This window comes from Solimonas aquatica, assembly GCF_900111015.1.
Classification (GTDB): Bacteria; Pseudomonadota; Gammaproteobacteria; order Nevskiales; family Nevskiaceae; genus Solimonas; species Solimonas aquatica.
Genome location: NZ_FOFS01000004.1, coordinates 154,754 through 179,010 on the forward strand (window position 1 = coordinate 154,754; position 24,257 = coordinate 179,010).

The following is a 24,257-nucleotide window of genomic DNA, read 5'->3' on the forward strand; positions in this document are numbered from 1 at the left end:
TATCCCTGCGGCAGCCGCGCATCGCTGCCGCTGATTGACACACGTCGCATTCATCATCGCAGGCCAACGCATGGTTGATTCCAAGCTGATGCTGTTCTCGGGCAATGCCAACCCGAAGCTGTCCCAGGACATCGCCGGCTATCTCAAGACCTCGCTGGGCCAGGCGATGGTCGCCAAGTTCTCCGATGGTGAAATCCAGATCGAGATCCTGGAAAACGTGCGCGGCAAGGACGTGTTCGTGGTGCAGCCCACCTGCACGCCGACCAATGACAGCATCATGGAACTGCTGATGCTGCTGGACGCGCTCAAGCGCTCCTCGGCCGGTCGCGTCACCGCGGTGATCCCCTACTTCGGCTACGCCCGCCAGGACCGCCGCCCGCGCAGCGCGCGCGTGCCGATCTCGGCCAAGGTGGTCGCCGACATGATCGGCGAATGCGGCGCCGACCGCGTGCTCACCGTCGATCTGCACGCCGACCAGATCCAGGGCTTCTTCGACATCCCGGTGGACAATGTCTACGCCAGCCCGGTGCTGCTGGGCGAGATCTGGCGCCAGAAGTACGAGAACCTGATCGTGGTGGCACCGGACGTGGGCGGTGTGGTGCGCGCCCGCGCGGTGGCCAAGCGCCTGGACGATGCGGAACTGGCGATCATCGACAAGCGCCGTCCCAAGCCCAATGAATCGCGGGTGATGAACATCATCGGCGATGTCGAAGGCCGCACCTGCGTGCTGGTCGATGACCTCGTGGACACCGCCGGCACCCTGTGCAAGGCTGCGGCCGCGCTCAAGGAAGAAGGCGCGATCAAGGTGGTGGCCTACGTCACCCACGCCGTGCTCTCGGGCCCGGCGATCACGAACATCAGCAACTCGGTGCTGGACGAACTCGTGGTCACCGACAGCATCCCGCTGACCGCTGCCGCCCGCGCCTGCCCGAAAATCCGGCAGCTCTCGATCGGCAGCCTGCTGGCCGAAACCATCCGCCGCATCTCGGCGGAGGAATCGGTCAGCTCGCTGTATCTGGATTAAGCGAGCCCCCGCGCGGCGCCGAGCAGCAGCACGCCGGCGCCACCGATCTCGGCGGCCGTCAGCGCCGCCATGAAGGCCCGCATCAGGCCCGGCGACAATTCGCCGCTGCCCAGGCGATGCGGCCGGCGCAGCTGATTGTCGGTGTCCTGCAGCAGGCCATGCAGCACATAGGCGGCAATCGCCGCCACGTAGAAGATCAGGTTCGCCGCCACCGCCGCCAGATTCACGGCATTGCTGAACACGCTGCGCTGCGCCAGCGCCCAGAGCACCAGGGCCGCGAAGCTGTACATCAGCGAAGCGCGGTGCGCGATGTCCACGTACACCGGCGCCTGCACCGTGGGACTGGCCATCATCCGGCGGTATTTCCAGCGGCCGGTGAGCATGCCCACCAACAGCAGGGCGCCCGAGGACAACAGCGCCAAATCGGCGGCGAGCATGGCATTCCTCCTTTTCCTGGTCTGATGGGTGCACATCTTCCCGCAGCCGGGACCCGGACGCAGCAGCGCTCGTAACTCGGCATTTTCGTGGAACTTCTGTACAATCCGCGCCCCCATTGCCTGGTCGCGGGCAGGGGTTTTCGTTTTTTTATCCGGTTCTGGAGTCTTTCATGAAAGAGAATTTTGTCGTCAACGCCGAAGCGCGCGCTGACCAGGGCAAGGGTGCGAGCCGCCGCCTGCGTCGCGAGGGCAAGCTGCCGGCGGTCATCTACGGTGGCCGCGATGCGCCGGTGTCGGTTTCACTGTCCAGCAACGAGTTCCACAAGCATCTGAAGATCGAAGCCTTCTACTCGCATCTTCTGACCCTGACCCTGGACGGCGCCTCGCAGCAGGTGGTGCTCAAGGATCTGCAGCGTCATCCGGTGAGCGGCTACGCCATCCACGCCGACTTCCAGCGCGTGCTGGCCGACCAGCTGCTGCGCATGCACGTGCCCCTGCACTTCAAGGGCGCGGAAATCGCCCCGGGCGTGAAAACCGGCGGCGGCATCGTCGAGCATCAGCTCAACCAGGTGGAAGTCGAGTGCCTGCCCAAGGACCTGCCCGAGTTCATCGAGGTGGATCTGTCCGGCCTGAACGTCAACGAGTCGGTGCATCTGTCGCAGCTGCCGCTTGGCGAAGGCGTGAGCCTGGTGCAGCTCAAGCACGGCAACGACCAGTCCGTGGCCTCCGTGCATCTGCCGCGCGCTGCCGTTGAAGAAGAAACGCCGGCGCCTGCGGAAGGCGCGGCGCCCGCAGCTGCGGCAGCGGCTCCGGCCGCCGCTGCCAAGAAGGACGAGAAGAAGAAGTAAGCGTCCGCCGCTGTCCGCCAGCACTGCGCGGACTCGCGACACGCCAGACCGCTCGCCCTGTCCAGGTCGAGCGGTCTTTTTCTTTGAACCGGCACCATGAGCGCATCGACTCTTCACGCTATCGTCGGCCTGGGCAATCCCGGCGGCGAATACGAGAAAACCCGCCACAACGCGGGCTTCTGGTTTGTGGATCGCCTGGCCGAAGCGGCGGGCAGCAGCCTGCGCACGGAAGCCAAGTTTCATGGCCAGACCGCGCGCATCAAGCTGGGCGGCCACGAAGTGCTGCTGCTCAAGCCGGGCACCTTCATGAACCGCAGCGGTCAGGCGGTGCAGGCCCTGGCGCAGTTCTACAAGCTGCCGCCCGAGGCGATTCTGGTGGCGCACGATGAGCTGGATCTGCCGGCCGGGGCGATGCGCCTGAAGCTGGGCGGCGGTCACGGCGGGCACAACGGCCTGCGCGATGTGCACAAGGTGCTGGGCGATCAGTACCGCCGGCTGCGTATCGGTATCGGCCATCCCGGCGACAAGAATCTGGTGCTGGGCTATGTGCTGGGCCGGCCCAGCCGCGAGGACGAAAGCGCGATTGCGCAAGGCCTGACGCAGGCACAATCGGCGGTGGAAACCTGGCTGCGGCAAGGCTGGGAGCGCGCCATGCATCAGCTGCACAGCGAGACCAAGGCCGCCAAGCCCTGAGCCCTCGCCTCACTTCAAGGATTTTTCGATATGGGTATCAAATGCGGCATCGTCGGCCTGCCCAACGTGGGCAAATCGACGCTCTTCAACGCGCTGACCAAGGCGCAGATCGCGGCGGAAAACTACCCCTTCTGCACCATCGATCCCAATGTCGGCATCGTGCCGGTGCCGGACCCGCGCATGGATGCACTGGCGGTGTTCGTCAAACCGCAGCGCCTGGTGCCGACCACGGTGGAGTTCGTGGACATCGCCGGCCTGGTCGCCGGCGCCTCGCAGGGTGAAGGTCTGGGCAACCAGTTCCTGGGCCACATCCGCGAGACCGATGCCATCGCCCATGTCACGCGCTGCTTCGACAACCCGGACGTGATTCACGTCTCCGGCAGCCCCGATCCGATCCGCGACGCCGAGGTGATCAACACCGAGCTGGCGCTGGCCGATCTGGACAGCGTGGCCAAGGCCTGCGAGCGCGCCGCACGCGCCGCCAAGACCGGCGCCAAGGATGCAATTGCCAAGCATGAGCTGCTCAAGCGCGTGCAGGCCCATCTGGACGGCGGCCAGCCGGCGCGCACCCTGACGCTGGATGTCGAGGAAAAGGCGCAGCTGCGCGATCTGCATCTGATCACCGCCAAGCCCATGCTCTACGTCGCCAACGTCGACGAGGCGGGCCTGAAGAACGGCAACGAATACCTGAAGCGCCTGCAGGCGCATGCCGACAAGGAAGGCGCGCAGCTGGTGGCGGTGTGCGCGGCCATCGAAGCCGAGATCGCGCTGCTGGACGATGCCGACAAGGCCGACTTCCTCAAGGACCTGGGCCTGGAAGAGCCGGGCCTGAACCGCGTGATCCGCGCCGCCTACGCGCTGCTGGGCCTGCAGACCTATTTCACCGCCGGCGTGCAGGAAGTGCGCGCCTGGACCGTGAAGGTGGGGGCCACTGCGCCGCAGGCCGCCGGCGTGATTCACACCGACTTCGAGAAAGGCTTCATCCGCGCCGAAGTCATCGCCTATGACGACTTCATCCGCTGCAAGGGCGAGGCCGGCGCCAAGGAGGCCGGCAAGTGGCGCCTGGAAGGCAAGGAGTACATCGTGCAGGAAGGCGATGTGATGCACTTCCGCTTCAACGTCTGAGGCCTCGCACTTAATGCCGACGCAAGCCAGCTCGGCTAGGCTTGGCGGATGACCGAAAAAAAAGCCGCCTCGCACCCGACTTCGCGCCGCCTTCCGGGCGGCGTTTTGCTGCTCGCGCTCTGCCCGCTGGCGCAGGCCGGCCCGCCGTTTCGCACCGATGATCCGGAGCCGGTGGACGATGGTCATATCGAGGCCTATCTGTTCACGGAAGCCACGCATGTGCGCGACAACACCGACGGCACTTTGCTGGGTGCGGAGCTGAACTACGGCGCCGCGCCCGATCTGCAGCTGAGCATCACCCTGCCCCTGGCCTTCGATCTCAGCGACGACCCGCAGTGGCACACGCGCTACGGCGCCACCGAACTGGGCGCGAAGTATCGCTTCGTGCACGAGCAGGAAGACGGCTGGTTGCCGCAGATCAGCTTTTATCCGGCGGTGGAGATTCCGCAGAACGATCAGGGTCCGGCCTCCACGTTCCTGCCGCTATGGGCGCAGAAGAGCATCGGCCGCTGCGATGTGTTCGGTGGCGGCGGCTATCGCATCAATCCGGGTCGCGACCGGCGCAACAACCAGTTCTTCGGCATCGGCACCCTGTGCGCGGTGACGCCCACGCTGGGCCTGGGCACCGAGCTGTACACGGAGACGCCCGACAGTCACGAAGGCAAGACCGGCACGGGCATGAGCCTTGCTCTGCATCAGGACTTCAGCGAGCGCTGGCATCTGGTAGCATCGCTGGGCCGTGGCCTGCGAAATGCAGGCGATACCAACCTGGTTTCCTACTATGTAGGCTTGGAGTGGACGCGCTGAAACACGGCGCGGTGCGGCAAGCGCTTCACCATCATTAGATCGACCTCGACAGGGAGCTGGAACGTCAGCGCAAGCAAGCTTGCGCGAGGAGGTTCGTATGCTTACCACCCAGTCTCTGCTCGACCGCATGAGCCATGGCTTCGAGGGCGGCACCCTGGAATTCAGCGCGCCCCAGGGACGACGCTGGACGCTCGGACATGGTGAGCCGCGCGCGGTCCTGCAGCTGCACAGTCCGCAGGTGCTGCGCAGCATCCTGAGCCGCCCGGGACTGAAGTTCGGCGAAGCCTATATGGACGGCCGCTGGCAGCCGGTGCAAGGCGGGCTGAAACGCGTGCTGGAAGTGGCGATCAAGATCGAAGAAGCGCTGGACCGCCGTCAGAGCTGGCCGTGGCTGAAGCGTGGCCTGGGCAAGCTGATGGAGCTCAACGTACCCCGCATCAGCCGGCGCCATGTGGAGCATCACTACAACCTCGATGCCACGCTCTACCGGCGCTTTCTCGATGCCGAGATGTTCTATTCCTGCGCCTACTTCGAAAATCCGCAGATGACGCTGGAACAGGCGCAGCAGGCCAAGTGCGCGCTGATTGCCCGCAAGCTGGATCTGAAACCCGGCGCGCGCGTGCTGGACATCGGCTGCGGCTGGGGTGGCCTGGCCATGTATCTGGCGCAGCACCATGGCGTCCAGGTCACCGGAATCACCCTGTCCAGCGAGCAACTGGCCGTGGCCCTGCAGCGCGTCGCCGACCGCGGCCTGCAGAAGCAGGTACAGCTGCAGCTGCAGGACTATCGCGACATGCAGGGGCGCTTCGATGCCATCGTCAGCGTCGGCATGTTCGAGCATGTGGGCCGGCCGCAGTATCCGGTGTTCTTCCGCCGCATTGCCGAGCTGCTGGACGAGCAAGGCAGCGCGCTGCTGCACACCATCGGCCGCCTGGGCCCGCCGGGCGTGACCAATCCCTGGATCCGCAAATACATCTTCCCCGGCGGCTACATTCCGGCGGCCTCCGAAGTGCTGCAGGCCATGCAGCCGCAGCCCCTGCTGCTCAACGATCTGGAGATCTGGCGCCTGCACTACGCCCTGACCCTGCAGCACTGGCAGCAGCGCTTCCAGCAGGCGCGCGCCGAATTCGCCCAGCGCCTGGGTGAGCGCTTCTGCCGCATGTGGGAGTTCTATCTGCAGAGCAGCGAAGCCGCGTTTCGCTGGGGCAATCTCTGCGTCTTCCAGTTGCAGCTGAGCAAGAACCTGCAGCGCCTGCCCACCACCCGCGACTACCTCTACCCCGGTCGCCAAACGGAGCCGGCCAACGTCTCGACGTTGCCGGATGAATTCCCTACAATGCGCGCCCCCGTGGTGATGTAGCTCAGACGGTTAGAGCGCGGCACTCATAATGCTGAGGTCGGTGGTTCGATTCCACTCATCACCACCAATTCTTCAAGCCTCTCTTGATGGTGTGGCAGGTTTCAGGGAGGCCGGGCCGGGCACGCACAGCCGCTTCAGTGCAGCCCACCAGACTTGCGGCTGAGGCCGGTCCCATCTCTCGCTGCGCAGCAGCAGCCCCAGGCCTTGCCCAGCACCGCCCGCCCGGCCTTGCGCATGGCCGCGGCAGCGGCGGGTGCCGCGACGAAAGCCGGTTACAATCGAAAAAAACCGCCTGCCTTGGCCTGTCCGCGCCATCGCCGCCCGCTCACTTTCCGAACTCCCATGCCCCGCGCGCCGAAAAAGTCCGCTGATGCCAGCTCGCAGTACCGGATCAAGCAAGTCTCGGCGATGACAGGCGTCTCAAGGGAGACGATCCGCTTCTACATCAACGAAGGCCTGCTGCCGCATCCGGCCAAGACCGCGCGCAACATGGGCTGGTATTCCGACCGCCATGTCGAACTGCTGCGCCTGATTCAGCGCCTGCGCCAGGATCACTTCCTGCCGCTCAAGGCGATCAAGACCCTGGTCGCCGGCTCCTCCGACGAATACGAGTTCACCAAGGCGCAGACCAAGGTGCTGTCGCAGATCCGTGAAAAGCTGGAACTCGACAGCAGAAAGCTCACGGTCTCCAGCTCGGTGGCCCAGGTTGGCCAGAATCTCGGCCTGAGCCCGAAGGAACTGCAGGAGCTGCAGGAAATCGGCTTCGCGGAGCAAGGCGTGGTGACCGTCAGCGATATCGAGCTGGCGCAGCTGTGGGTGCGCATGCGCGACAACGGCCTCAACGCGGAACGTCAGTTCAGCCCGCGGGATCTGGTCTATCTGCGCGATCTGGTCGACGCCGGCATCGCCCAGGAGCTGCACCTGTTCGAAAAGCGCATCCGCACGATGTCTTCCGACGAAGCCGCGAGGCTGCAGGGCGTCATCATCCCGTCCCTGAGCCGCATCTTCGTGATTCTGCACGAGCGGCGGCTGGCGCATTTCATCCAGCGCTTCGTCAGCCGCCAGGCCGACGCGGACGCCAAGAGCGCCGCCCCCCGTAAATCCCCGCGGCGCAGCAAGGCCGGCAGCAACTAAGCCTTCTGGCGGGAAGCCGGCGGCCACCCAGGCGCGTGGCGCCGGCGGTGGCGCCTCGCCGCCTGCAGACAGCCAGGGCACCCGCGGCCCTGCGCGGCACCATCGCCGGTCCCTGCGCCGTGAAGCCGCCCCCCCAATAAACGCGTGCGCGGATACAGCAAAACGCGAAATTTCGCAATGCGCGCGGACAATGGATCCGCCAGTAAATTGTACGTAGTACGTCTACGCACACTTGACACTCTTCTAGTGTCCGCCAGAAGATATAACCAGAAAGTTGGAACCCTCCGAGTACCAGTCCGATGTACTCCGAGGGGTCTTTGGCGATATCGCGTTCATTCGATTCGAGGAGATTTTTTTCATGGCCACCCTAGCCTCCAGCGTCAAAGCAGACGTCGACAAGGCCTTGTCCGAGCGCAGCCCGACCGCGCCCTGGGCCAAGTTCTTTCTGGCAACCGCCGCGCTGCTGACGCTGTTCACCTGCTACCGCTTTTATCAGCACGCCACCGCCTTCACCTATGGCCTGGACTTCTTCAGCCCCGAATTCCAGAAGTACTGGATGAGCCTGCTGTACTCGGAACTCTCGATCGAGGTGCTGTTCGGCGTCGGCGCGGGCCTGTATCTGTGGGCGACCCGTGACCGCAACCTCGACAAGATCAAGCCCGGCGAGGAACTGCGTCGCTACATGGTGATGATGTCCCTGCTGCTCGCCTTCGGCGTGATCTTCTACATCGTCGCTTCGATCTACACCGAATCCGACGCCGCCTGGCACCAGATCACGATCCGCGACACCGACTTCACCCCCACGCACATCGGTCTGTTCTACTTCGGCGTGCCTTGCTTCATCCTGGCTTCGTTCGTGGCCTTCATGTACGCGCGCACCCGGATTCCGCAGTTCGCCAACAAGCTCTCGCTGCCGTTCGCGCTGCTGGTGGCCGGCCCGTTCATGATCATGCCCAACCTCGGCCTGAACGAGTGGGGCCACACCTTCTTCTACGCCGAGGAACTGTTCGCGGCGCCGATCCACTGGGGCTTCGTCGCCCTGGGCTGGTCGGCCTTTGCCGCCGGCGGCCTCATCGTCCAGGTGCTGACGCGAGTGGTGCAGCTCACCCGCCTCATGTCCGTGGACAAGGCAGCGTCCGCCGCCTGATCGCCGGGCGTCGCGCCGCGACGCCATCACCGGCCAGACCCTAGCCATGCCTTGAACGGCGAACCCTCGCGGGTTCGCCGTCAGGGGTTTTTTGCCCGCGCTTGTGAACGCTTCCCCCGCCAAAAGACGGATCGGCACAAGGCGCGCGCTCGATTTCCTGTAACGCGCCTCTCAAGAGGGAGCCACCATGACCGCTGCCGTACCCAACGACACGGCCGTCACCACGACGGCCGAACAACGGCGCTCATATCTGCAGTTCGACATGCTGATCATTCCGCTTGTCGTGCTGCTGTTCATGGGCATTTTCAGTTTCCACTTCGCGCTGCTGGTCGGCGATTGGGACTACTGGATCGACTGGCGTGACCGCCGCTGGTGGCCGCTGGTCACACCGCTGGCCATCACCGTTCTGCCGGCCGTGTTCGGCTATCTGCTCTGGGACAAGCTGCGCCTGCCGCTGGGCGGCACGCTCACCATCTTCTGCCTGTCCCTGGCCGCCTGGATCAGCCGCTATCTGAATTTCCATCTGCTGGCCAACTTCCCGATGGACATGGTGTTCCCGTCCTCGTACGTGGGCCTCGGTCTGCTGCTGGACTGCATGCTGCTGCTGACCCGCAGCTGGTTCTTCACCGGCCTGATCGGCGCGTTCCTGGTGGGACTGCTCATCTACCCGATGAACTGGCCGATCCTGGCGCAGTACCACGTGCCCGTGGAGATGGACGGCATCCTGATGACCGTCGCCGACGTGTTCGGCTTCGAGTACGTCAGAACCTCGATTCCGGAATATCTGCGCATCATCGAGCAGTCCACGCTGCGCACCTTTGGCGAAGCGGTCACGCCGCTGACCGCGGTGTTCGCCGGCTTCATCAACATCATCAACTACTGGTTCTGGATCTGGATCGGCTCGCTCGGTGTCAAGGCGATCTGGATTCGCAAGATCGTCTAAGGAGATCGCCATGAGATTTTCCGCTGTTCTCGCGCTGATCTTCCTGGTCCTCAGCGTCCTGATCCCTTCGCTGGCCGAAGCGCACGGCGAACGCGCCCAGCAGCCGGCACTGCGCATGCGCACCGTGGAATGGTTCGATGTCTCGGTGTCGACCAAGCAGCTGCAGGTCAATGACATCCTGGTGGTGAAAGGCTCGTTCGTGCCTTCCAACTACTGGCCGGAGCACGTGCATTCCATCGAAGGCGCTTCCTATCTGAACATCGGCGTGCCGGGGCCCACCTTCGTGCGCCTCGACAGCCGGATCAACGGCACGCCCGGCATCCGCTCGACCGCCTTCCACAAGGGCGAGCTGTACAACTTCGAGATCACGCTCAAGGCGCGCAAGCCCGGCAAGTACCACATCCATCCGCTGATCAACGTCGAGTCGGCCGGTCCGGTGATCGGCCCCGGCATCTGGGTGGAAGTCACCGGCAGCGAAGCGCAGTTCACCAACACCGCCAAGACCCTGCTGGGCCAGACGGTGGATATGGAGCATTACAACTTCGGCCACACCGTGGCCTGGTCGGCGCTGTGGATGCTGATTGCCGCAGCCTGGATCGTCTACTGGCTGTTCTCGCGCCGTCCGCTGATCGTGCCGCGCTTCAAGCGTGTCAGCGAACTGGGCCAGGACGCCGACGCCATCCTGACGCCCACCGACCGGCGCCTGGGCCTGCTGTTCCTGATCATCACCCTGTCGGTCACGATGGGCGGCTACCTCTACGCCAATGATCGCTGGCCCATCACCACGCCGCTGCAGACCGGCAAGGTGCACACCCCGCCGGCGGTGCAGGCACCGATGCCGCTGGAAGTGACCATGGGCGAGGCACGCTACCGGATTCCCGGCCGCAGCTTCCGCATCGAACTGACGGTGAGCAACAAGAGCGACCGGCCGCTGAGCATCGGCGAGTTTTCCGCCGGCAATCTGCGCTTCATCAACAGCAAGGTGCTCGACATCAAGCCGACCGATGAGGACGATCTGGTGGCGCCGGATGCCCTGCGCGTGGAAGGCAGCCCGATCCCGGCTGGCGAAACCCGCAAGCTGGTGATCTACGCCGACGATGCCATGTGGGAGACGCAGCGCATGACCACCATGATTGCCTCCCCGGATGCCGTCATCGCCGGCATGCTGTTCTTCTATGACGACCAGGGCAAACGCTATTACGCGGAAATTGGCGGCCCGATGATTCCGGTGTTCGGCTAATGCGCGGATGGCTCCTGGGTATTCTGGGCGCGCTGACGGCGCTCGCGGCGACAGCCGCGAGCGCCCACGGCGGCGTCTCCGTCGAGAACGATGTCTGCATCATGCGCATCGGTCAGTACCGTGCGCACTTCAGCGGCTATCAGCCGGAGTTCCGCGCCACGCAGGAATTCTGCGAGGACATTCCGGAGGTGGCCGACGCCATCATCGTGCTGGACTTCATCGACAACGCGCTGCGCGGCATGAACGTCGAGTTCAGCGTCGTCGCCGATAACGCCGATCTGGGCTCGCGCGCGCGTTTCGAGGATCTGGGCGGGCTCGATACGATCCGTCGCTCGGCGCTGATGAACGTGCCGCCGGCGCAGTATCCGCACGGCACCATCACCTTCAAGCCCAGCTTCACGAAAGCCGGCTGGTACATCGGCGTGCTCACCGCCACCGATCCGCAGAGCGGCGCGGTGATCCACTCGGTGTTCCCGTTCAAGGTTGGTGTCAGCAAGCGCTGGCCGTATCTGCTCGCCTTTGCGGTGATCATGACGCTCTCGCTGCTGCTGTACCGCCTCACCGGGCGCAAGCTCAAAGCCGCGCCAGCCGCGTAGCGCGAACCGGACGCCGCCGTGATCCCTTCCCTGTCCCGCAAGCTCCGCCCGCTGGCGCTGTTGCTGGCGCTGGCCCCGGTGGGCGGCGCCTGGGCGCACGCGGCGCTGCTCAAGTCCACGCCGGGCTCGCGCGCCACGCTGCGTCAGCCGCCGCGTGCCATCGAGTTGTGGTTCAACGAAAACGTGGAGACCTCGTTCTCCACCATCCGTGTCGAAGACCCGAGCGGCCAGGCGGTGCGCACCGGCACGCCGGAAAGCAGTCCGACCGAGCCCAACAAACTCAGCGTCAGCCTGCCGGCACTCGCGCCGGGAACCTACACCGTCCATTACCGCGTGCTGTCCCAGGACGGACATCTGGTTGAATACGGCTATCGCTTCCGCATCGAGGCCGCGGCCGCTTCGCAGTGAGCGTAGGCCTCGGCATCGCCGCGCGCTTCATCGCGCTGTGGGCGCAGGCGCAGTTGCTGGGCGTGAGCGCCTTCCTGCTGCTGGCAGGGCCGCAGCAGCAGGCGCAGGCCAGGCTCTGGCGAGCCCGGCAGCGCCGCTGGCTGCTGTGGGCCGCGCTGGCCCTGCCCTTGTCCCTGCTGCTGTGGATCGCCACGCAGGCACAGCTGCTGGCGGATCAGCCGGGACGCGAACCGACGCTTGATGTCGCGCTGCTGTCCGCGCTGATCGGCAAGACCCTGGTCGGTCACATCTGGGCCTGGCGTCTGACGCTGAGCGCGCTGATGCTGATGCTGCTGGCACTCAGCTGGCGTGGCGACAGACTGGATCGCCGGCCAACGCTGCTGATATTGCTGCTGCTCGCGGCGCTCACCGCCGGTGGCGCCAGCCTCGCAGGTCATGCCGCCGGCGGCGACGATGCCTGGTGGCTGATGCCGCTCAACGCCCTGCACATCGTCATCGCCAGTGCCTGGCTGGGGGCCCTGCCGTCCTGGCTCGCGCTGGCGCGACTGGCCAGCGCGCCTGCGCACGACGCGCTGCGACCCTATGCCATCCGGGCATTCGCGCGCTTCTCGACCGCAGCCCTGCCGGCAATGGGGCTGATCGTGGCGGCCGGCATCGTGCTGAGCCTGCAATACACGCGCAACGAGGGCGACTGGCTCGGCACCCGCTTCGGACTGCTGATGCTCACCAAGATCGTCCTGCTGCTGCTGGCCCTGCATCAGGCCTGGCGTCTCCGGCAAGGGTGGCTGCCGCAGATGCAGCAGCACTCGTCGCAGGCCTTTGCGCAGGCCGCGCGCTGCGTCAGCCGCGAATGGGCGCTGGCGCTGGCGATTCTGCTGGCCGCTGCCGCGCTGGCGCAGACCACGCCGGCCACGCACGAACAGCCGCTCTGGTACCTGCCGTTCCGGCTGTCGCTGTCCGCGACCTGGAAAGTCTGGCCCACGCCGCTGGTCACCGGCCTGGGCGCACTGGCGATCGCCCTGGGCCTGATCCTGGGCTTGCGCAGCCGCAGCGCGCCGCAGGCAGGGCTGCGCGCCGTCGCCTTGCTGCTGTGTGCCGGCGGCCTGGCGGCGACGATGTGGGCGCTGGCGGTGCCGGCTTATCCGGACACCTTCCGCCGCTCCACGGCGCCCTATCTCACGGTTTCCATCGCCCACGGCCAGGCCTTGTTCGAGATGCATTGCGTGGCCTGCCATGGACGCGGCGCGCTGGGCGATGGCGTGCTGGCCAAGTCCCTGCCGAAGCCACCGGTCAATCTCAGCGAGCCGCATACGGCGCTGCACACCGTGGGCGATATGTACTGGTGGTTCAGTCACGGCATCCCGCAAGGCGGCATGCCGGGATTCGCGGCGGTCACCAGCGAGCAGGACCGCTGGGACCTGGCCAATTTTCTGCGCGCTTTTTCGCAAGGCTTCGAAGCACGCATCCTGAGTCCCCAGATCGTGCGCAACAGCCCCTGGCTCGGCGCGCCGAATTTCTATTATGAAACCGCGCAAGGCGAGGCCGAGCTGAAGGACTGGCGCGAGCGTCAGCCGGTACTGCTGGTGTTCTTCGATCCGCGTCAGGCGCAAAGCCGCGCCCGCCTCGACCATCTGGCCGCCAGTCACGCCCTGCACCTGCAGCAAGGCCTGCAGGTGCTGGCGATTGCCATCGATGGACGCGCACCGCCACGAGCCCTGCCGTTCACGGTGGTGACGGACGGGGCTGCGGAAATCTGGTCCGCCTATCAGCTGCTGAGCCGCAGCCTGGGCAATCGCGGCGACGGACAGCAGCTCGGCATGAACCGCTCGCATGCCGAATTCCTCATCGACCGCTACGGCTACGTGCGCGCACGCTGGCTGCCGGACGAGGACCCGCAGGGCTGGAGCGCCTGCGGCAAGTTGATCGAACAAGTGCAGGCGCTGGCAAGCGAGCCGCGCCTGCGTCCGCCACCGGACGACCACGTCCACTGAAACCTGGAGTCTTACGTGAAACGTTCTCTGACCCTGTTGCTGAGCACCGCCCTGAGCCTCTGCGCCCCGCTGGCGCGCGCACACGACGATCACAGCCACCATCACGACATGGCGACGATGGCGCCCGCCGAGAGCACGGCCTCCGCACCGCCGCTGTCGATCCTGCTGCCGCAGAATGGCGCGGTGGTGAGCCCGCAGCTGGCGGTGATCTTCAAGACGCCGGGCAGGATGGCGGATCTGACCATGGGCGCCGCGCAGATGGGGACGCATCTGCACATCGAAAGCGCCGGTGTCTCGCTGATGCCGATGGTCAACCAGCTGATCCGCCTGGGGCCCGACACCTATCTGTTCCTGTTCGATCTCGAAGCCAAGCCCGGCGCGCAGACCATCCGCGTCTACTGGTCGGACGCCATGCACCGCACCATCGCCAGCAGCGTCAATGAAGTGCGGGTCACCGTCGCCGCGGATGCGGCCAGGCAGTAAGCCGCCCCGGCCTGAGCGCAAGCCGCGCGCAGACACAGGGGCCGCAACCGGCGGCCCGTTTTAGCGACTTTGGGCCCGGGCCGGCCGGCCCGGGCCGCTCCCCGTCCCGTCCACCCGCCGCGCAGGGTGCCACGCCAGTGGCGCCGCGTGCCGGCCTGCGCAAATAGTTTCCAATATTTGTATATTTCGACAATCTCTGTTTACTATTGGCTGATGAACAGTACTGTCCAGTCCCGCCAGCAGGAGCAGCCGCAGGCGGCCAATCACAGCCTGCTGGCGCGGCTGATGGTGGTCACGCACTTCGTGCAGAAGCAGTCCATGGAGCGGCTGGCGCAGAAGCGCCGCTACGGCAAGCTGAGCCTGAGCTATGCCGACTACGTGTCGCTGCTGGTGGAACGCGATCATTCACCGGGCGAACTGGCCGAACGTCTGCGCATCAGCAAGCAGGCCTGCAGCAAGACCCTGCGCGAGCTGGAACAACGCGGCCTGACCCGGCGGCGCAGCCATCCGCAGGACAGCCGTTCCAGCATGCTCTCGCTGTCGGCCAAAGGCCTGGAACTGCTGCGCGAAGGAGTCGAGGCCGCCAACGACATCCAGGCGCAGCTGGCCGAGACCATCGGCGCCACCCGCCTGCATCGCCTGCTCGACATACTCGACCGGCTGCTGGCAGCGATGAGCGGCGAGCAGGCCCTGCAAACCGGCCTGGAGAATGCCGTCGCGGCCAAGGCCGGCCGCCGGCCCGCGCGCCTGGCCGTGGTGCTGCCCAAGCTCAGCAAGCTGCTGCGCCAGGAACTCGCCGTCGCCATGGGCCAGAAAACCCGTCCCGAACTGCGCCCGGGCATCGGCCAGCTGCTGGGCATGCTCGGACCCGAGGGTCGGCGCCTGCAGCAGATGGCGGCCATTCTCGGCGTCAGCAAGCAGGCGGTGGCCGCCAGTGCCGCCGAACTCGAAGCACAAGGCTATGTGCGGCGCGAGGAAGATCCGCAGGACCGCCGGCAGATCGTGGTGCACCTCTCGCCGCAAGGCCAGAAGCTGCTGCGTGAAGTCGCCGGCAAGGTCGCACAGATCGAAGCCGACATGCGCGCCACGCTCGGCGAGGCGGATTTTCGGCTGCTCGACGAGAGCATGCACAGCTTCTATCTCGCCATCACCCAGCGTTACGACAGCAACCGCGCCTTGCGCACGCGCATCGAACAGCTTTCACAACAACTGGTCGCGGAGCTGGGCGTCACCGGCGCCCGCGCACTGGCCCTGGACCTGATGAACGCCACCCGAGGAAAGCGGTAATGGACTTCTCCCACTTCTTCTCTGAAACCTATCACTGGCAGCCGGCGCTGATCGCGCTGCTGGCCGTGCTCGGCATTCCGGCGGCCGTCGCGCCGCTGATCCGTCTGATTCCGGCTTTTCGCAAATCACGCGAGCTGAACAAAAGCGCCGCGACGGACCGTCTCAAGCGCAGCTTCTACATGCCGATCCAGAACCGCAGCAAGCTCTGGGGCCTGAGCACCTATCTGGCGATCTTCATCTTCGTCATTCCCTTCGTGGTCAGCAGCCAGCCGCAGCCCTGGTGGAAGATTCCGCTGGAGGTGTTCGCGATCCTGATGGTCTATGACTTCTTCTACTACCTCACGCACCGCTTCCTGTTTCATGACGGCGGCTTCGGCCCCGGCCCGCTGATGTGGGTGCACGCCGTGCATCATCAGCAGCGCAATCCCTGCCGCATGGATTCCAACTATCTGCACCCGATCGAAACCTCGCTGGGCGTGGGCCTTTATGGCAGCACCATCGGCGTGCTGGGCCTGCTGATGGGCGACTTCCACATCGTCACCATCATCATCACCGCCATCGCCTTCTCCGAGATCAATCTGCACAACCATGATCTGATGGACATCGAGGATCGCTTCCCGTACCGCTATCTGCGCTACATGTCCTTCATGCATCACGTGCATCACGCGCGCTTCACCGCCGGCAACTTCGCCACCATCTCCTTGTTCTACGACTGGCTGTTCGGCACCTACGACACCGGCCAGGGCTGGCAGCGCCCCAAGCGCGGCGAGATCAAGAACGCCGACGCCACCTCGCAGGGTTAAAAGACCCTCGCACGCAAACCCGGTCCGCAGCCGCCTGCGGACCGGGTTTCGTCGTTCTGCGCCGGCGCTAGAATGAAAAACGGATGTGGGGGAGCGACATCAGAACATGAGCCAGCCCGACAGCGGCGCACAGCCTTACGGCAGCTTTGATTACGTGATTGTCGGCGGCGGCAGCGCGGGCTGCCTGCTGGCCAATCGCCTCTCACAGGACCCGAAGGTCTCGGTGCTCTTGCTGGAGGCCGGCGGCCCCGACAACTGGCACTGGATTCACATCCCGGTCGGTTATCTCTACTGCATCGGCAATCCGCGCACGGACTGGTGTTACCGCACGCAGGCGGAATCCGGCCTCAACGGCCGCAGCATTCTCTACGCGCGCGGCCGCGTGCTGGGCGGCTGCTCCTCGATCAACGCCATGATCTACATGCGCGGCCAGGCGCAGGACTATGCGCAATGGGCGGCGCTGAGCGGCGATGCCAGCTGGAACTGGGACGCCGTGCTGCCGCTGTTCAAGCGTCACGAGGACCACTGGCGCGGCGGCGACGCCCTGCACGGCGCCGGCGGCGAACTGCGCGTGGCACAGCAGCGTCTGCGCTGGGACATTCTCGACCGCTTCGCCGAAGCCGCCGCGCAGGCCGGCATCGCGCCCAGCGCCGACTTCAACGGCGGCGACAACGAAGGCTCCGGCAAGTTCGAGGTCACGCAGCGGCGCGGCCTGCGCTGGAGCGCGTCCACGGCGTTTCTGAAGCCGGTGCGGCAGCGGCGCAATCTGACGGTGCTCACCGGCGCGCTGGTGCATCGCCTGCGCATCGAGAACCGGCGCATCAGCGGCCTGGAGTTCGCCGTCGGTGAGGCCCGCTACCACGTGCAGGCGCGCGCCGAAACCGTGCTCAGCGCCGGCGCCATCGGCTCGCCGGCGATTCTGCAGCGCTCCGGCATCGGTGCACCGGAACTGCTGCAGCGCCTGGGCATTGCCCTGCAGCACGCGCTGCCGGGCGTCGGCGAGAACCTGCAGGATCATCTGCAGCTGCGCGCGATCTATCGCGTGCGCAACATCCGCACGCTCAATCAGGTGGCCAACAGCCTCTGGGGCAAGCTGGGCATGGGTCTGGACTTCGCGCTGCGCCGGCGTGGACCGCTGACCATGGCGCCCAGCCAGCTCGGTGTGTTCACCAAATCCGATCCCGCGATCGAACGCGCCGATCTGGAATACCACGTGCAGCCGCTGTCGCTGGACAAGTTCGGCGAGCCCCTGCACCGCTTCCCGGCCTTCACCGCCAGCGTCTGCAATCTGCGCCCCAGCTCACGCGGCCAGGTGCGTATCGCCAGCGCCGATCCGGCGCAGGCACCGCTGATTGCGCCGAACTACCTGAGCAGCGAGCAGGATCGTCGCATCGCCGCCGCCGCGCTGCGCCTGACCCGGCGCATCGTCGGCATGCCGGCGCTGGCACCGTATCAACCCGAGGAGTTCCTGCCCGGCGCGCAGCTGCAAAGCGATGCGGAACTCGCGCGCGCCGCCGGCGATATCGGCACCACCATCTTCCATCCGGTCGGCACCTGCCGCATGGGCCGCGCCGACGACGAACAGGCCGTGGTGGATGCGCAGCTGCGCCTGCGTGGCCTGGCCGGGCTGCGCATCGCCGACGCCTCGATCATGCCCACCATCCCCTCGGGCAACACCAATGCGCCGACCATGATGATTGCCGAGAAGGCCGCGGCGCTGATCGCAGCGGCGCGGCCTTGGCAGGGTGATGCCGGCTAGCGCCGGCGCGCGCGCTTCCTGACGCGGGCCTTGCGCGCCGGCGCTGCCGCGTCCGGCGAGGCGCCATCGAAGGCCTCCAGCATCTGCGTGAAGGCGGCGAAGATCACCTCGCCGTGCGTCAGCTTGCGGCGCAGCTCTTTTTCACACTGCGCGTCGAAGCGCTGCGGCGAAAGCAGATGCTCCAGCTTGTGCTGCGCATCGCGATTGAAGGGGCAGCTGCCGCGCGTGGCGGTGTGCACCGGATACGGCGACGCGGCGTTCAGCCTGGGCCGTTCGGCACGCAGCATCTGCGCCGCCAGGGTCTGCACCAGGGCATTGGCGATCACCCGCGCAGCGCTCTGACCGCGCGGCGGCAGCGCCAGTCCGGCGATGGAGAAAACCGTCACCGGCAGTGCCGGGTCCCCGCTCCACCAGGCGTAGAGATCTTCGGCATGCTCGTCCCAGATCCAGCGCGGCGTGATGCAGGACAGGAAGTCCAGGTGCAGGCGCTGCACGCGCTCGCGCATCGCCTCGGCGAAGTCCCGCGCGCGCAGAGAGCTGCGCTTGCGCTGCGCCTCCCATTTCCACACGCCCAGGGGCACGGCGATTTTCACCGGCCGGAACAGAAACACCGACTGGCATTCATTGAGCGCGGTCAGCGTGGCGGAAAGTTCCGGGAAGTAGCCCGCCAGATCCGCCACGCCCACTTCCTGCCGCGCGTCCGCAGCGCCGCGCAAGGCCACGCCGGCTTCCGGCCCGGTCTCCAGCAGCGGCCGCGCACGCGGCGCACGCTGCTGCGGACTCAGGGCGCAGAGCCGCAGATTGGGATCGCGCGCGTAGAGCATCGGCACCGCCCAGTCGATGGTCTCGCTGTCGCTGGCATAGTTCACCGCGATACGCGCCTCGCGCGCCGCTTCGCCCAGCGTGCCGCCGTGGGCCAGCTCCGCGTAAAAACGCTGCGCGAAGCTCACCGCCGAGGGATCGAGCACCTTGTACTGGTTGGCCACCACTGCGGGCAGACCACCCTTGACCAGGGACTGCGCGATGCCGCGATTGCTGCGGCTGCGCGAGTCCTGCCCGCTTTCACAGGCATTGAGAAACACCAGCTTGATGCCGCGCCCGCAGAAGATCTCGCGCAGGGTCTGCGTGTCGACGAATTCGGGCTCGCCATCCAGACCGCTGAAGATCAGCCGGCCCTGATCGGCCTGGCTGTCGAACTCGCCGTGGCCCATGAAGTGCACGATGTCGAAGCTCTGGTTCTGGCGCTGCGCATCGACGATGCGATCCTGCAGCAGGTCCACAGTGGCCGCCGCCAGCACCTCCAGCTGCACCAGCCCCGCCGCCAGCAGCGGCGCGAAACGCAGTCGGATGCGCGCTTCCTCGTCGTCCAGTGACAGCAGCGCCGTACCCACCGGCTGCGCCGCCACCACCAGCATCCGCAAGGGCGCCGCGTGGCCCGGCATCAGCTGCGCCGGCACCGAGGTGGGGACATTGCGGATGAAGTGCACGTCTTCGGTGGCGAGAAATTTTTCACGCACCGGGTCGTAGACGAATTCCCAGGGCTTGCTCGCCACCCAGGGGATGGTGCAGGTGAAGATGACATTGAGCGTGGCATTGAGCTGCTCGCTGCGCGCCACATCGTAGAGACGACGCACGCGCCCCACGAACAGGGCTTCAAACAGCAGGGCGCCGAAGATGCGCAGCTCCTCATCGCCCGGCAGTTCGCCGGCGCCGGTATCCAGATGCTTCCGGATCGCTTCGTGGCGGCGGATGATTTCGCTGAAGCGCTCGCCGGGCAGCAGGCTGGCCACGGTCTTGCGCACTGCGCGCTCGGCGCGCGAGGTGCGGCCACGACCGGGATTGCGCAGCGGAAAGGGCTCGATGATCACCGCGCCGCGATACATCGCCAGCAGCTGCGCATTGTCGCGATCGCCGACGGATTGCGAGATCACCAGATGCAGGCTGTGATCATCATGCGCCGCCGGCACCAGCAAGCCGGCCGGCGCCGGCAGCGGCGCCGCTGCCGCCACCAGCGCCCGGGCCGGTGCAGCGGCAGGCGCCGCCGCCACGGGCGCCGGCAGTGGCTCTGCCAGCGGCGCACCGCGAAACAACTTGCGGCTGCGACGCGGCTGCGTGAGATCCAGCAGCGGCAGGCCCTGGTTCTCGCCGGCAAAGGCGCGGTCGATGAAGCCGCGCACCTCGGGCTGCGCGCAGACGCTCAAGTGATGCACATCGGTGTTCTGCGGGCGCAGATTGCCGTCGAAACCAAAACAGGCCACGCGCGGCGCCGGCACCACCGGCGCGGGCGATACCGTGGGGTCCACGCGCCAGGCGCCATCGGTCGGCACCACCAGATCATTGGCGCCGCCGAAGAAGGAATCGACGCCGATATCGAGCAGCTTCTGCCACAGCGCGGCATTGGGGTTGTAATTGGCGCCGACGGCCGAATACGCGCCACTGCGCGGTCCGCTGCCGGCTTGCAGCGCGCTGATGGTGCTGCCGGCGCCGTCCATGTCGGACAGCCCGTCGAGACTGCCGCTGAGCTTGCTGGCCAGCCAGACCAGACCGTCAGCGACGAAGGACGCACCCATCACCCAGGGATTGTCGCCGGGGAACAGCTCCAGCAGATTGGCGACCATGCCGAAGGTGTCTTCCCAACGCTCGGGCGTGGCCAGCGGCGTGCCGGCATTGGGCGTGGCCAGCAGCACGCCATGGTGCAGAACGAAGCGCGCGCCCTGCGCGCCAAAACGCTCGGGCTGTTCGGCGAGCGTGCGCAGCAAAAGCCCGCCGCGCGAGTAGGACACCACATCGAACTCATGCTGGCCTTCCGGCAGCGCCGCCAGCAGCGCCTGCGCGTTTTCCTCCAGCGAGCGGCTCACCGTGTAATGCTCGAAGGCGTAGACGCGGTTGTCATAGCGCTTGCGCAGCTGCGCCAGATAGCCCTCGCCGAGCAGCTTGCCGAAGGAACCCTGCGTGTTGGAGAAGGTGCCGTGCAGGAACAGCAGCGAACGTCCCTGCGCACGCGGCAGCTGCTGGAGCGGCTTGAGTTCCAGCGCGCCGGCGGCCGTGCGTATTTCGTTCCAGCCCAGGGCGCCGCCGTGCCACCAAGCCTTCTCCGCCAGACGTCCGGCCTGACGAATGCCGATCGCCACCACCTTGTCGATCAGCGCCTGCCGCAGCTTGAGCACCGCCACCTTGAGCACACGGCTGAGCAGGCCGCGCTGCTGCAGCTGCGGCTGCAGCGGCGCCAGCGGCACGCGAAAATGCGCGACCGTGGCGGCGCTGCGCGCACCGCGCCGCGCTTCCCGCAGCACCGGCGCGTGAAAGCTCACCGCGCCGGAAGCGTGGCGCACGATCAGCACCGCGCCCTGCGTGGCCTCGACATCGGCCTCCAGTTCCAGCAACTCCGGCGGCGCGGCGCCACGCAGGGCCGGCCCCGGCGTGATCTGCGCGTAATCCTCCAGGCTTGCACCGGCCGGCAGCTGCGCGGCGATGAGGGCGGGCAGCACCGTGTCCTGCACGGCGCCGCGTCGCGCACCGCGCAACACCGGCAGCCGATAGCTGCGTAACTGCCAGGACTGCCGGTCGGCAAGGCGGATGCTCATGGCCAGTCTCCCGCTGCGGATTCAGATCGTGAACGGCGCCTGCGCTTCGAAAGCAGGGTTGGCGGCACCCACGAAGTAATAGTTCGGCGTCTGCGTGCTCGGCATCCGCGCCACGACCTGATCGCGCAGCTGCCGATAGTTCGCCGGCTTGCCGCGCAGCACCTGCTTGAGCGTGCCGGTGAACAGACCGTTCTTGTCGCCGTCCTGCGAATACTGATTGTCCATGCAGCCGGACACCAGCAACACACTGGCGGCAGGCTTGTTGCGTTCCGCGCCCTTGAGCTTCTTCTGTATGCCGGCGTACAGCGCGCGATGTGCCTTCTCCACGCGCTGTCCCACCACCGTGGGCATCGCGCGGATGCGCGCGCCGCCACGCAGAAACGGCGGAACGTCGCGCAGCACCGTGCCGCTGTGACAGCTGTCGGAGAGCACCACGATGCGCACGCCCGCCTTGAATCGGGTGTAGAGCTGGTAGAGCTCGTCGTCGACCAGCTGGCGGTCGTAGAGCACCCAGGTCTCGTCCATGCGGTCCTTTTCCTCGTCACCGTTCAGGTCTTTCACCTGACCGCCGTGACCGGAGTAAGTGAGAAACAGGATGTCGCCCTTCTTCAGCTGCGTGGCCAGCTCGCCAAGATGCTGGATCACCGCCTGTGCGGTCGCCGCCTTGGTGAGCAGCCGCGCCGTCACCTTGAAACCGCGTGCCGTGGCCAGCTTGGCCATGTCGCGGGCATCCGCCTCGCAGGCCGTCAGCTGGCCATCCCAGCCTTCGTACTGCGCGGGATCGACGCGGTTCAGACCGATGTGCAGCGAATAGCCCTTGGCCTTCGCCCTGCTGCGTTTCTGTGCCATGAGATCGACTCCTTCATTCAAGCCACGGCCGGCGGCACACGCGCTGCTCGCTGTGTGGAGCGGGCCTGGCAGTGGCTGCATCCGCCGGCATGATGATGCGCCACTCCAGGCTCATTTACTGCATCTGTGGCGGTTTCAAGCACGCGCAGGTGTGCAGCCATCTCGCGGCAAGTACGGCCGCGACGCTGTGATGTCGTTCACGGCGCCGCGCGCACAAAAAAACGGGGCGCCGGATTCGCGCTGCCTCGCGAACCGGCGCCCCGCACAGACCACCCGGCTCAGGCGATGAGGTCTTTGATCACCTCACCGTACACCACGGTCGGACGCTCGGAACGGCCGTTGTTGAGGAAGGTCACCTTGAGATGATCCAGACCCAGCAGCGCCAGCACCGTGGCGTGCAGATCGTAGGTGTCCACGGTCACGCCCTGCGACTTCAGGCCGATCTCGTCGGTCTCGCCGAAGGTGAAGCCGGCCTTGGCGCCGCCACCCGCGATCCACTGCGTATAACCCCAGGGGTTGTGATCACGGCCATTGCCGCTCTGGCCATAAGGCGTGCGCGAGAACTCCGAGGTCCAGACCACCAGCGTGGAGTCGAGCAGGCCGCGCGACTTCAGATCCGCCAGCAGTCCGGCGATGGGCTTGTCCACCGCGCGCGCATGCACGGCGTGGTTGCGCTCCAGGTTCTTGTGCGCGTCCCAGTTCTGATCCTCACCGTCGATGTCGACGGCCCCCGTCACCACCTGCACGAAGCGCACACCGCGTTCCACCAGACGCCGCGCGCGCAGCAGATTGGTGCCGTAATCGCGCGTGGCCTCCTCGTCCAGGCCGTACAGTGCCTTGGTCGCATCGCTTTCCTTGCTCAGGTCCACCGACTCCGGCGCCGCCGCCTGCATGCGATAGGCCAGCTCGTAGGAATTCAGGCGCGCCTGCAACTCGGTGTCCTGCGGATAGCGCGCGGCGCGATGCTGGTTCAGACGCTTGAGCAGATCCAGGTTGTCGCGCTGCTGGGCCAGCGCCACCAGTTCCGGCGGCTGCAGGTAGAGAATCGGCGAAGGACCCGAGCGGAAGGCCACACCCTGATACACGGCCGGCAGAAAGCCCGAGCTCCAGTTCACCGAACCACCCGAAGGCTCCTTCTTGCCCGAGTACAGCACCACATAAGGCGGCAGATCACGATTGCCCGAGCCCAGGGCATAGGCGGTCCAGGCGCCCAGCGTCGGCCGGCCCGGATTGAGATCGCCGGTGTTGAGCTTGAGGATGGAGATGTCGTGCGTGGCACCGACCGTGACGCTGGACTTGATGAAGGTCAGCTTGTCGGCGTGCTGCGCGAGATTCGGCAGCAGGTCCGAGAACCAGGCGCCGCTTTCACCGTACTGCTTCCAGCTGCGCTTGGAAGCGTAAAGCTTGCCGACGCCGCCCTGCGTGCTGGTCTTGATACCCTTGAGAAACGAGGCCGGCACTTCCTGTCCCGCAAGCTTTTCCAGCTGCGGTTTGTAGTCGTACAGATCCAGGGTGCTGGGCGCGCCGTCCTGATGCAGCCAGATCACCGACTTGGCCTTGGCCGCGAAATGCGGCGGCTTGGGCGCCAGCGGATCGGCGCTGCCATTGGCCAGCTCCGAGGCATAAGCGGCGTTCAGGCCGCCCGGGATCAGGCCGTTCAGCGCCAGACCGCCAAGGCCCAGGCCGCCCTTGATCAGCAGTTCGCGTCGCGTGGTGTGCTTGCTCATGAAATAGTCCTT

Annotated in this window: 21 protein-coding genes and 1 tRNA gene; 18 read left to right on the forward strand and 4 right to left on the reverse strand. The window is 66.2% G+C overall.

The genetic code is table 11. The features are described from left to right. Positions 1-70: 70 nt before the first annotated feature. Positions 71-1,024, forward strand: coding sequence for a ribose-phosphate diphosphokinase (locus BMY12_RS06310; protein WP_093283552.1), 954 nt, complete (start codon positions 71-73; stop codon positions 1,022-1,024). Here BMY12_RS06310 and BMY12_RS06315 read toward each other — a convergent pair. Further along, positions 1,021-1,461, reverse strand: coding sequence for a hypothetical protein (locus BMY12_RS06315; RefSeq protein ID WP_093283555.1), 441 nt, complete (start codon positions 1,459-1,461; stop codon positions 1,021-1,023). The genes BMY12_RS06310 and BMY12_RS06315 overlap by 4 nt on opposite strands. 170 nt (positions 1,462-1,631) lie before the next feature. Here BMY12_RS06315 and BMY12_RS06320 point away from each other — a divergent pair, with 170 nt between their 5' ends. The 17 genes from BMY12_RS06320 (at position 1,632) to BMY12_RS06400 (ending at position 18,085) form a co-directional block, all read left to right on the forward strand. Beyond that, positions 1,632-2,309 carry a 50S ribosomal protein L25/general stress protein Ctc gene (locus BMY12_RS06320; RefSeq protein ID WP_093283557.1) on the forward strand — a complete coding sequence of 226 codons (678 nt, stop codon included), beginning with the start codon at positions 1,632-1,634 and terminating at the stop codon, positions 2,307-2,309. A gap of 96 nt (positions 2,310-2,405) precedes the next feature. Beyond that, positions 2,406-3,002 carry an aminoacyl-tRNA hydrolase gene (gene pth, locus BMY12_RS06325; protein WP_093283560.1) on the forward strand — a complete coding sequence of 199 codons (597 nt, stop codon included), beginning with the start codon at positions 2,406-2,408 and terminating at the stop codon, positions 3,000-3,002. Between the two features lie 30 nt (positions 3,003-3,032). Continuing rightward, on the forward strand, positions 3,033-4,127 hold the full coding sequence (gene ychF / locus BMY12_RS06330) for a redox-regulated ATPase YchF (RefSeq protein WP_093283563.1): 1,095 nt from the start codon (positions 3,033-3,035) through the stop codon (positions 4,125-4,127). A 48-nt stretch (positions 4,128-4,175) separates the two neighbouring features. Continuing rightward, positions 4,176-4,934: a hypothetical protein gene (locus BMY12_RS06335; protein WP_143068864.1), complete on the forward strand. Its 759-nt coding sequence runs from the start codon at positions 4,176-4,178 to the stop codon at positions 4,932-4,934. A gap of 97 nt (positions 4,935-5,031) precedes the next feature. Then, positions 5,032-6,294 carry an SAM-dependent methyltransferase gene (locus BMY12_RS06340; protein ID WP_218140108.1) on the forward strand — a complete coding sequence of 421 codons (1,263 nt, stop codon included), beginning with the start codon at positions 5,032-5,034 and terminating at the stop codon, positions 6,292-6,294. Further along, positions 6,285-6,361 (forward strand) — tRNA-Met (locus tag BMY12_RS06345). The genes BMY12_RS06340 and BMY12_RS06345 overlap by 10 nt, the downstream gene beginning before the upstream one ends. Positions 6,362-6,636: 275 nt before the next feature. Then, positions 6,637-7,428 (forward strand): MerR family transcriptional regulator, encoded by a 792-nt coding sequence (locus BMY12_RS06350; RefSeq protein WP_281242405.1) that lies wholly within the window; start codon positions 6,637-6,639, stop codon positions 7,426-7,428. A 358-nt stretch (positions 7,429-7,786) separates the two neighbouring features. Further along, positions 7,787-8,575, forward strand: coding sequence for a methane monooxygenase/ammonia monooxygenase subunit C (locus BMY12_RS06355; RefSeq protein ID WP_093283574.1), 789 nt, complete (start codon positions 7,787-7,789; stop codon positions 8,573-8,575). Between the two features lie 187 nt (positions 8,576-8,762). After that, positions 8,763-9,518: a methane monooxygenase/ammonia monooxygenase subunit A gene (locus BMY12_RS06360; RefSeq protein WP_093283576.1), complete on the forward strand. Its 756-nt coding sequence runs from the start codon at positions 8,763-8,765 to the stop codon at positions 9,516-9,518. 10 nt (positions 9,519-9,528) lie between these two features. Next, positions 9,529-10,758, forward strand: a complete 1,230-nt coding sequence (gene amoB, locus BMY12_RS06365; protein ID WP_093283579.1) for a bacterial ammonia monooxygenase, subunit AmoB — start codon at positions 9,529-9,531, stop codon at positions 10,756-10,758. Next, positions 10,758-11,354 carry a hypothetical protein gene (locus BMY12_RS06370; protein ID WP_093283582.1) on the forward strand — a complete coding sequence of 199 codons (597 nt, stop codon included), beginning with the start codon at positions 10,758-10,760 and terminating at the stop codon, positions 11,352-11,354. Before amoB ends, BMY12_RS06370 begins: the two co-directional genes overlap by 1 nt. An 18-nt stretch (positions 11,355-11,372) precedes the next feature. Beyond that, positions 11,373-11,762: a copper resistance CopC family protein gene (locus tag BMY12_RS06375; RefSeq protein ID WP_093283584.1), complete on the forward strand. Its 390-nt coding sequence runs from the start codon at positions 11,373-11,375 to the stop codon at positions 11,760-11,762. Then, positions 11,759-13,753 (forward strand): CopD family protein, encoded by a 1,995-nt coding sequence (locus tag BMY12_RS06380; RefSeq protein WP_093283587.1) that lies wholly within the window; start codon positions 11,759-11,761, stop codon positions 13,751-13,753. The genes BMY12_RS06375 and BMY12_RS06380 overlap by 4 nt, the downstream gene beginning before the upstream one ends. Before the next feature lie 15 nt (positions 13,754-13,768). Further along, positions 13,769-14,236, forward strand: a complete 468-nt coding sequence (locus BMY12_RS06385) for a hypothetical protein (RefSeq protein WP_143068865.1) — start codon at positions 13,769-13,771, stop codon at positions 14,234-14,236. A 213-nt stretch (positions 14,237-14,449) separates the two neighbouring features. Further along, on the forward strand, positions 14,450-15,523 hold the full coding sequence (locus BMY12_RS06390; protein ID WP_093283592.1) for a MarR family winged helix-turn-helix transcriptional regulator: 1,074 nt from the start codon (positions 14,450-14,452) through the stop codon (positions 15,521-15,523). Further along, a complete protein-coding gene (locus BMY12_RS06395) occupies positions 15,523-16,326 on the forward strand; it encodes a sterol desaturase family protein (protein WP_093283593.1) in 804 nt (267 codons plus the stop codon). Before BMY12_RS06390 ends, BMY12_RS06395 begins: the two co-directional genes overlap by 1 nt. 106 nt (positions 16,327-16,432) lie before the next feature. Then, a complete protein-coding gene (locus BMY12_RS06400) occupies positions 16,433-18,085 on the forward strand; it encodes a GMC family oxidoreductase (protein ID WP_093283596.1) in 1,653 nt (550 codons plus the stop codon). Here the strand turns inward: BMY12_RS06400 and BMY12_RS06405 are convergent. The 3 genes from BMY12_RS06405 to BMY12_RS06415 all read right to left on the reverse strand — a co-directional run bounded on the left by BMY12_RS06405 (position 18,082) and on the right by BMY12_RS06415 (position 24,245). Continuing rightward, positions 18,082-21,669 carry a CHAT domain-containing protein gene (locus BMY12_RS06405; protein WP_093283598.1) on the reverse strand — a complete coding sequence of 1,196 codons (3,588 nt, stop codon included), beginning with the start codon at positions 21,667-21,669 and terminating at the stop codon, positions 18,082-18,084. The genes BMY12_RS06400 and BMY12_RS06405 overlap by 4 nt on opposite strands. Positions 21,670-21,690: 21 nt before the next feature. Further along, positions 21,691-22,518 carry a caspase family protein gene (locus BMY12_RS06410; protein WP_093283600.1) on the reverse strand — a complete coding sequence of 276 codons (828 nt, stop codon included), beginning with the start codon at positions 22,516-22,518 and terminating at the stop codon, positions 21,691-21,693. Positions 22,519-22,796: 278 nt separating this feature from the next. Next, complete coding sequence (locus BMY12_RS06415) at positions 22,797-24,245, reverse strand: DUF1501 domain-containing protein (protein ID WP_093283603.1); 1,449 nt, start codon at positions 24,243-24,245, stop codon at positions 22,797-22,799. Positions 24,246-24,257: the final 12 nt, after the last annotated feature.

Coding starts and splice junctions, on each gene's coding strand:
- BMY12_RS06310 (WP_093283552.1), top strand. CDS start 71: ATGGTTGATTCCAAGCTGATGCTGTTCTCGGGCAATGCCAACCCGAAG.
- BMY12_RS06315 (WP_093283555.1), bottom strand. CDS start 1,461: ATGCTCGCCGCCGATTTGGCGCTGTTGTCCTCGGGCGCCCTGCTGTTG.
- BMY12_RS06320 (WP_093283557.1), top strand. CDS start 1,632: ATGAAAGAGAATTTTGTCGTCAACGCCGAAGCGCGCGCTGACCAGGGC.
- pth (WP_093283560.1), top strand. CDS start 2,406: ATGAGCGCATCGACTCTTCACGCTATCGTCGGCCTGGGCAATCCCGGC.
- ychF (WP_093283563.1), top strand. CDS start 3,033: ATGGGTATCAAATGCGGCATCGTCGGCCTGCCCAACGTGGGCAAATCG.
- BMY12_RS06335 (WP_143068864.1), top strand. CDS start 4,176: ATGACCGAAAAAAAAGCCGCCTCGCACCCGACTTCGCGCCGCCTTCCG.
- BMY12_RS06340 (WP_218140108.1), top strand. CDS start 5,032: ATGCTTACCACCCAGTCTCTGCTCGACCGCATGAGCCATGGCTTCGAG.
- BMY12_RS06350 (WP_281242405.1), top strand. CDS start 6,637: ATGCCCCGCGCGCCGAAAAAGTCCGCTGATGCCAGCTCGCAGTACCGG.
- BMY12_RS06355 (WP_093283574.1), top strand. CDS start 7,787: ATGGCCACCCTAGCCTCCAGCGTCAAAGCAGACGTCGACAAGGCCTTG.
- BMY12_RS06360 (WP_093283576.1), top strand. CDS start 8,763: ATGACCGCTGCCGTACCCAACGACACGGCCGTCACCACGACGGCCGAA.
- amoB (WP_093283579.1), top strand. CDS start 9,529: ATGAGATTTTCCGCTGTTCTCGCGCTGATCTTCCTGGTCCTCAGCGTC.
- BMY12_RS06370 (WP_093283582.1), top strand. CDS start 10,758: ATGCGCGGATGGCTCCTGGGTATTCTGGGCGCGCTGACGGCGCTCGCG.
- BMY12_RS06390 (WP_093283592.1), top strand. CDS start 14,450: ATGAACAGTACTGTCCAGTCCCGCCAGCAGGAGCAGCCGCAGGCGGCC.
- BMY12_RS06395 (WP_093283593.1), top strand. CDS start 15,523: ATGGACTTCTCCCACTTCTTCTCTGAAACCTATCACTGGCAGCCGGCG.
- BMY12_RS06400 (WP_093283596.1), top strand. CDS start 16,433: ATGAGCCAGCCCGACAGCGGCGCACAGCCTTACGGCAGCTTTGATTAC.
- BMY12_RS06405 (WP_093283598.1), bottom strand. CDS start 21,669: ATGAGCATCCGCCTTGCCGACCGGCAGTCCTGGCAGTTACGCAGCTAT.
- BMY12_RS06410 (WP_093283600.1), bottom strand. CDS start 22,518: ATGGCACAGAAACGCAGCAGGGCGAAGGCCAAGGGCTATTCGCTGCAC.
- BMY12_RS06415 (WP_093283603.1), bottom strand. CDS start 24,245: ATGAGCAAGCACACCACGCGACGCGAACTGCTGATCAAGGGCGGCCTG.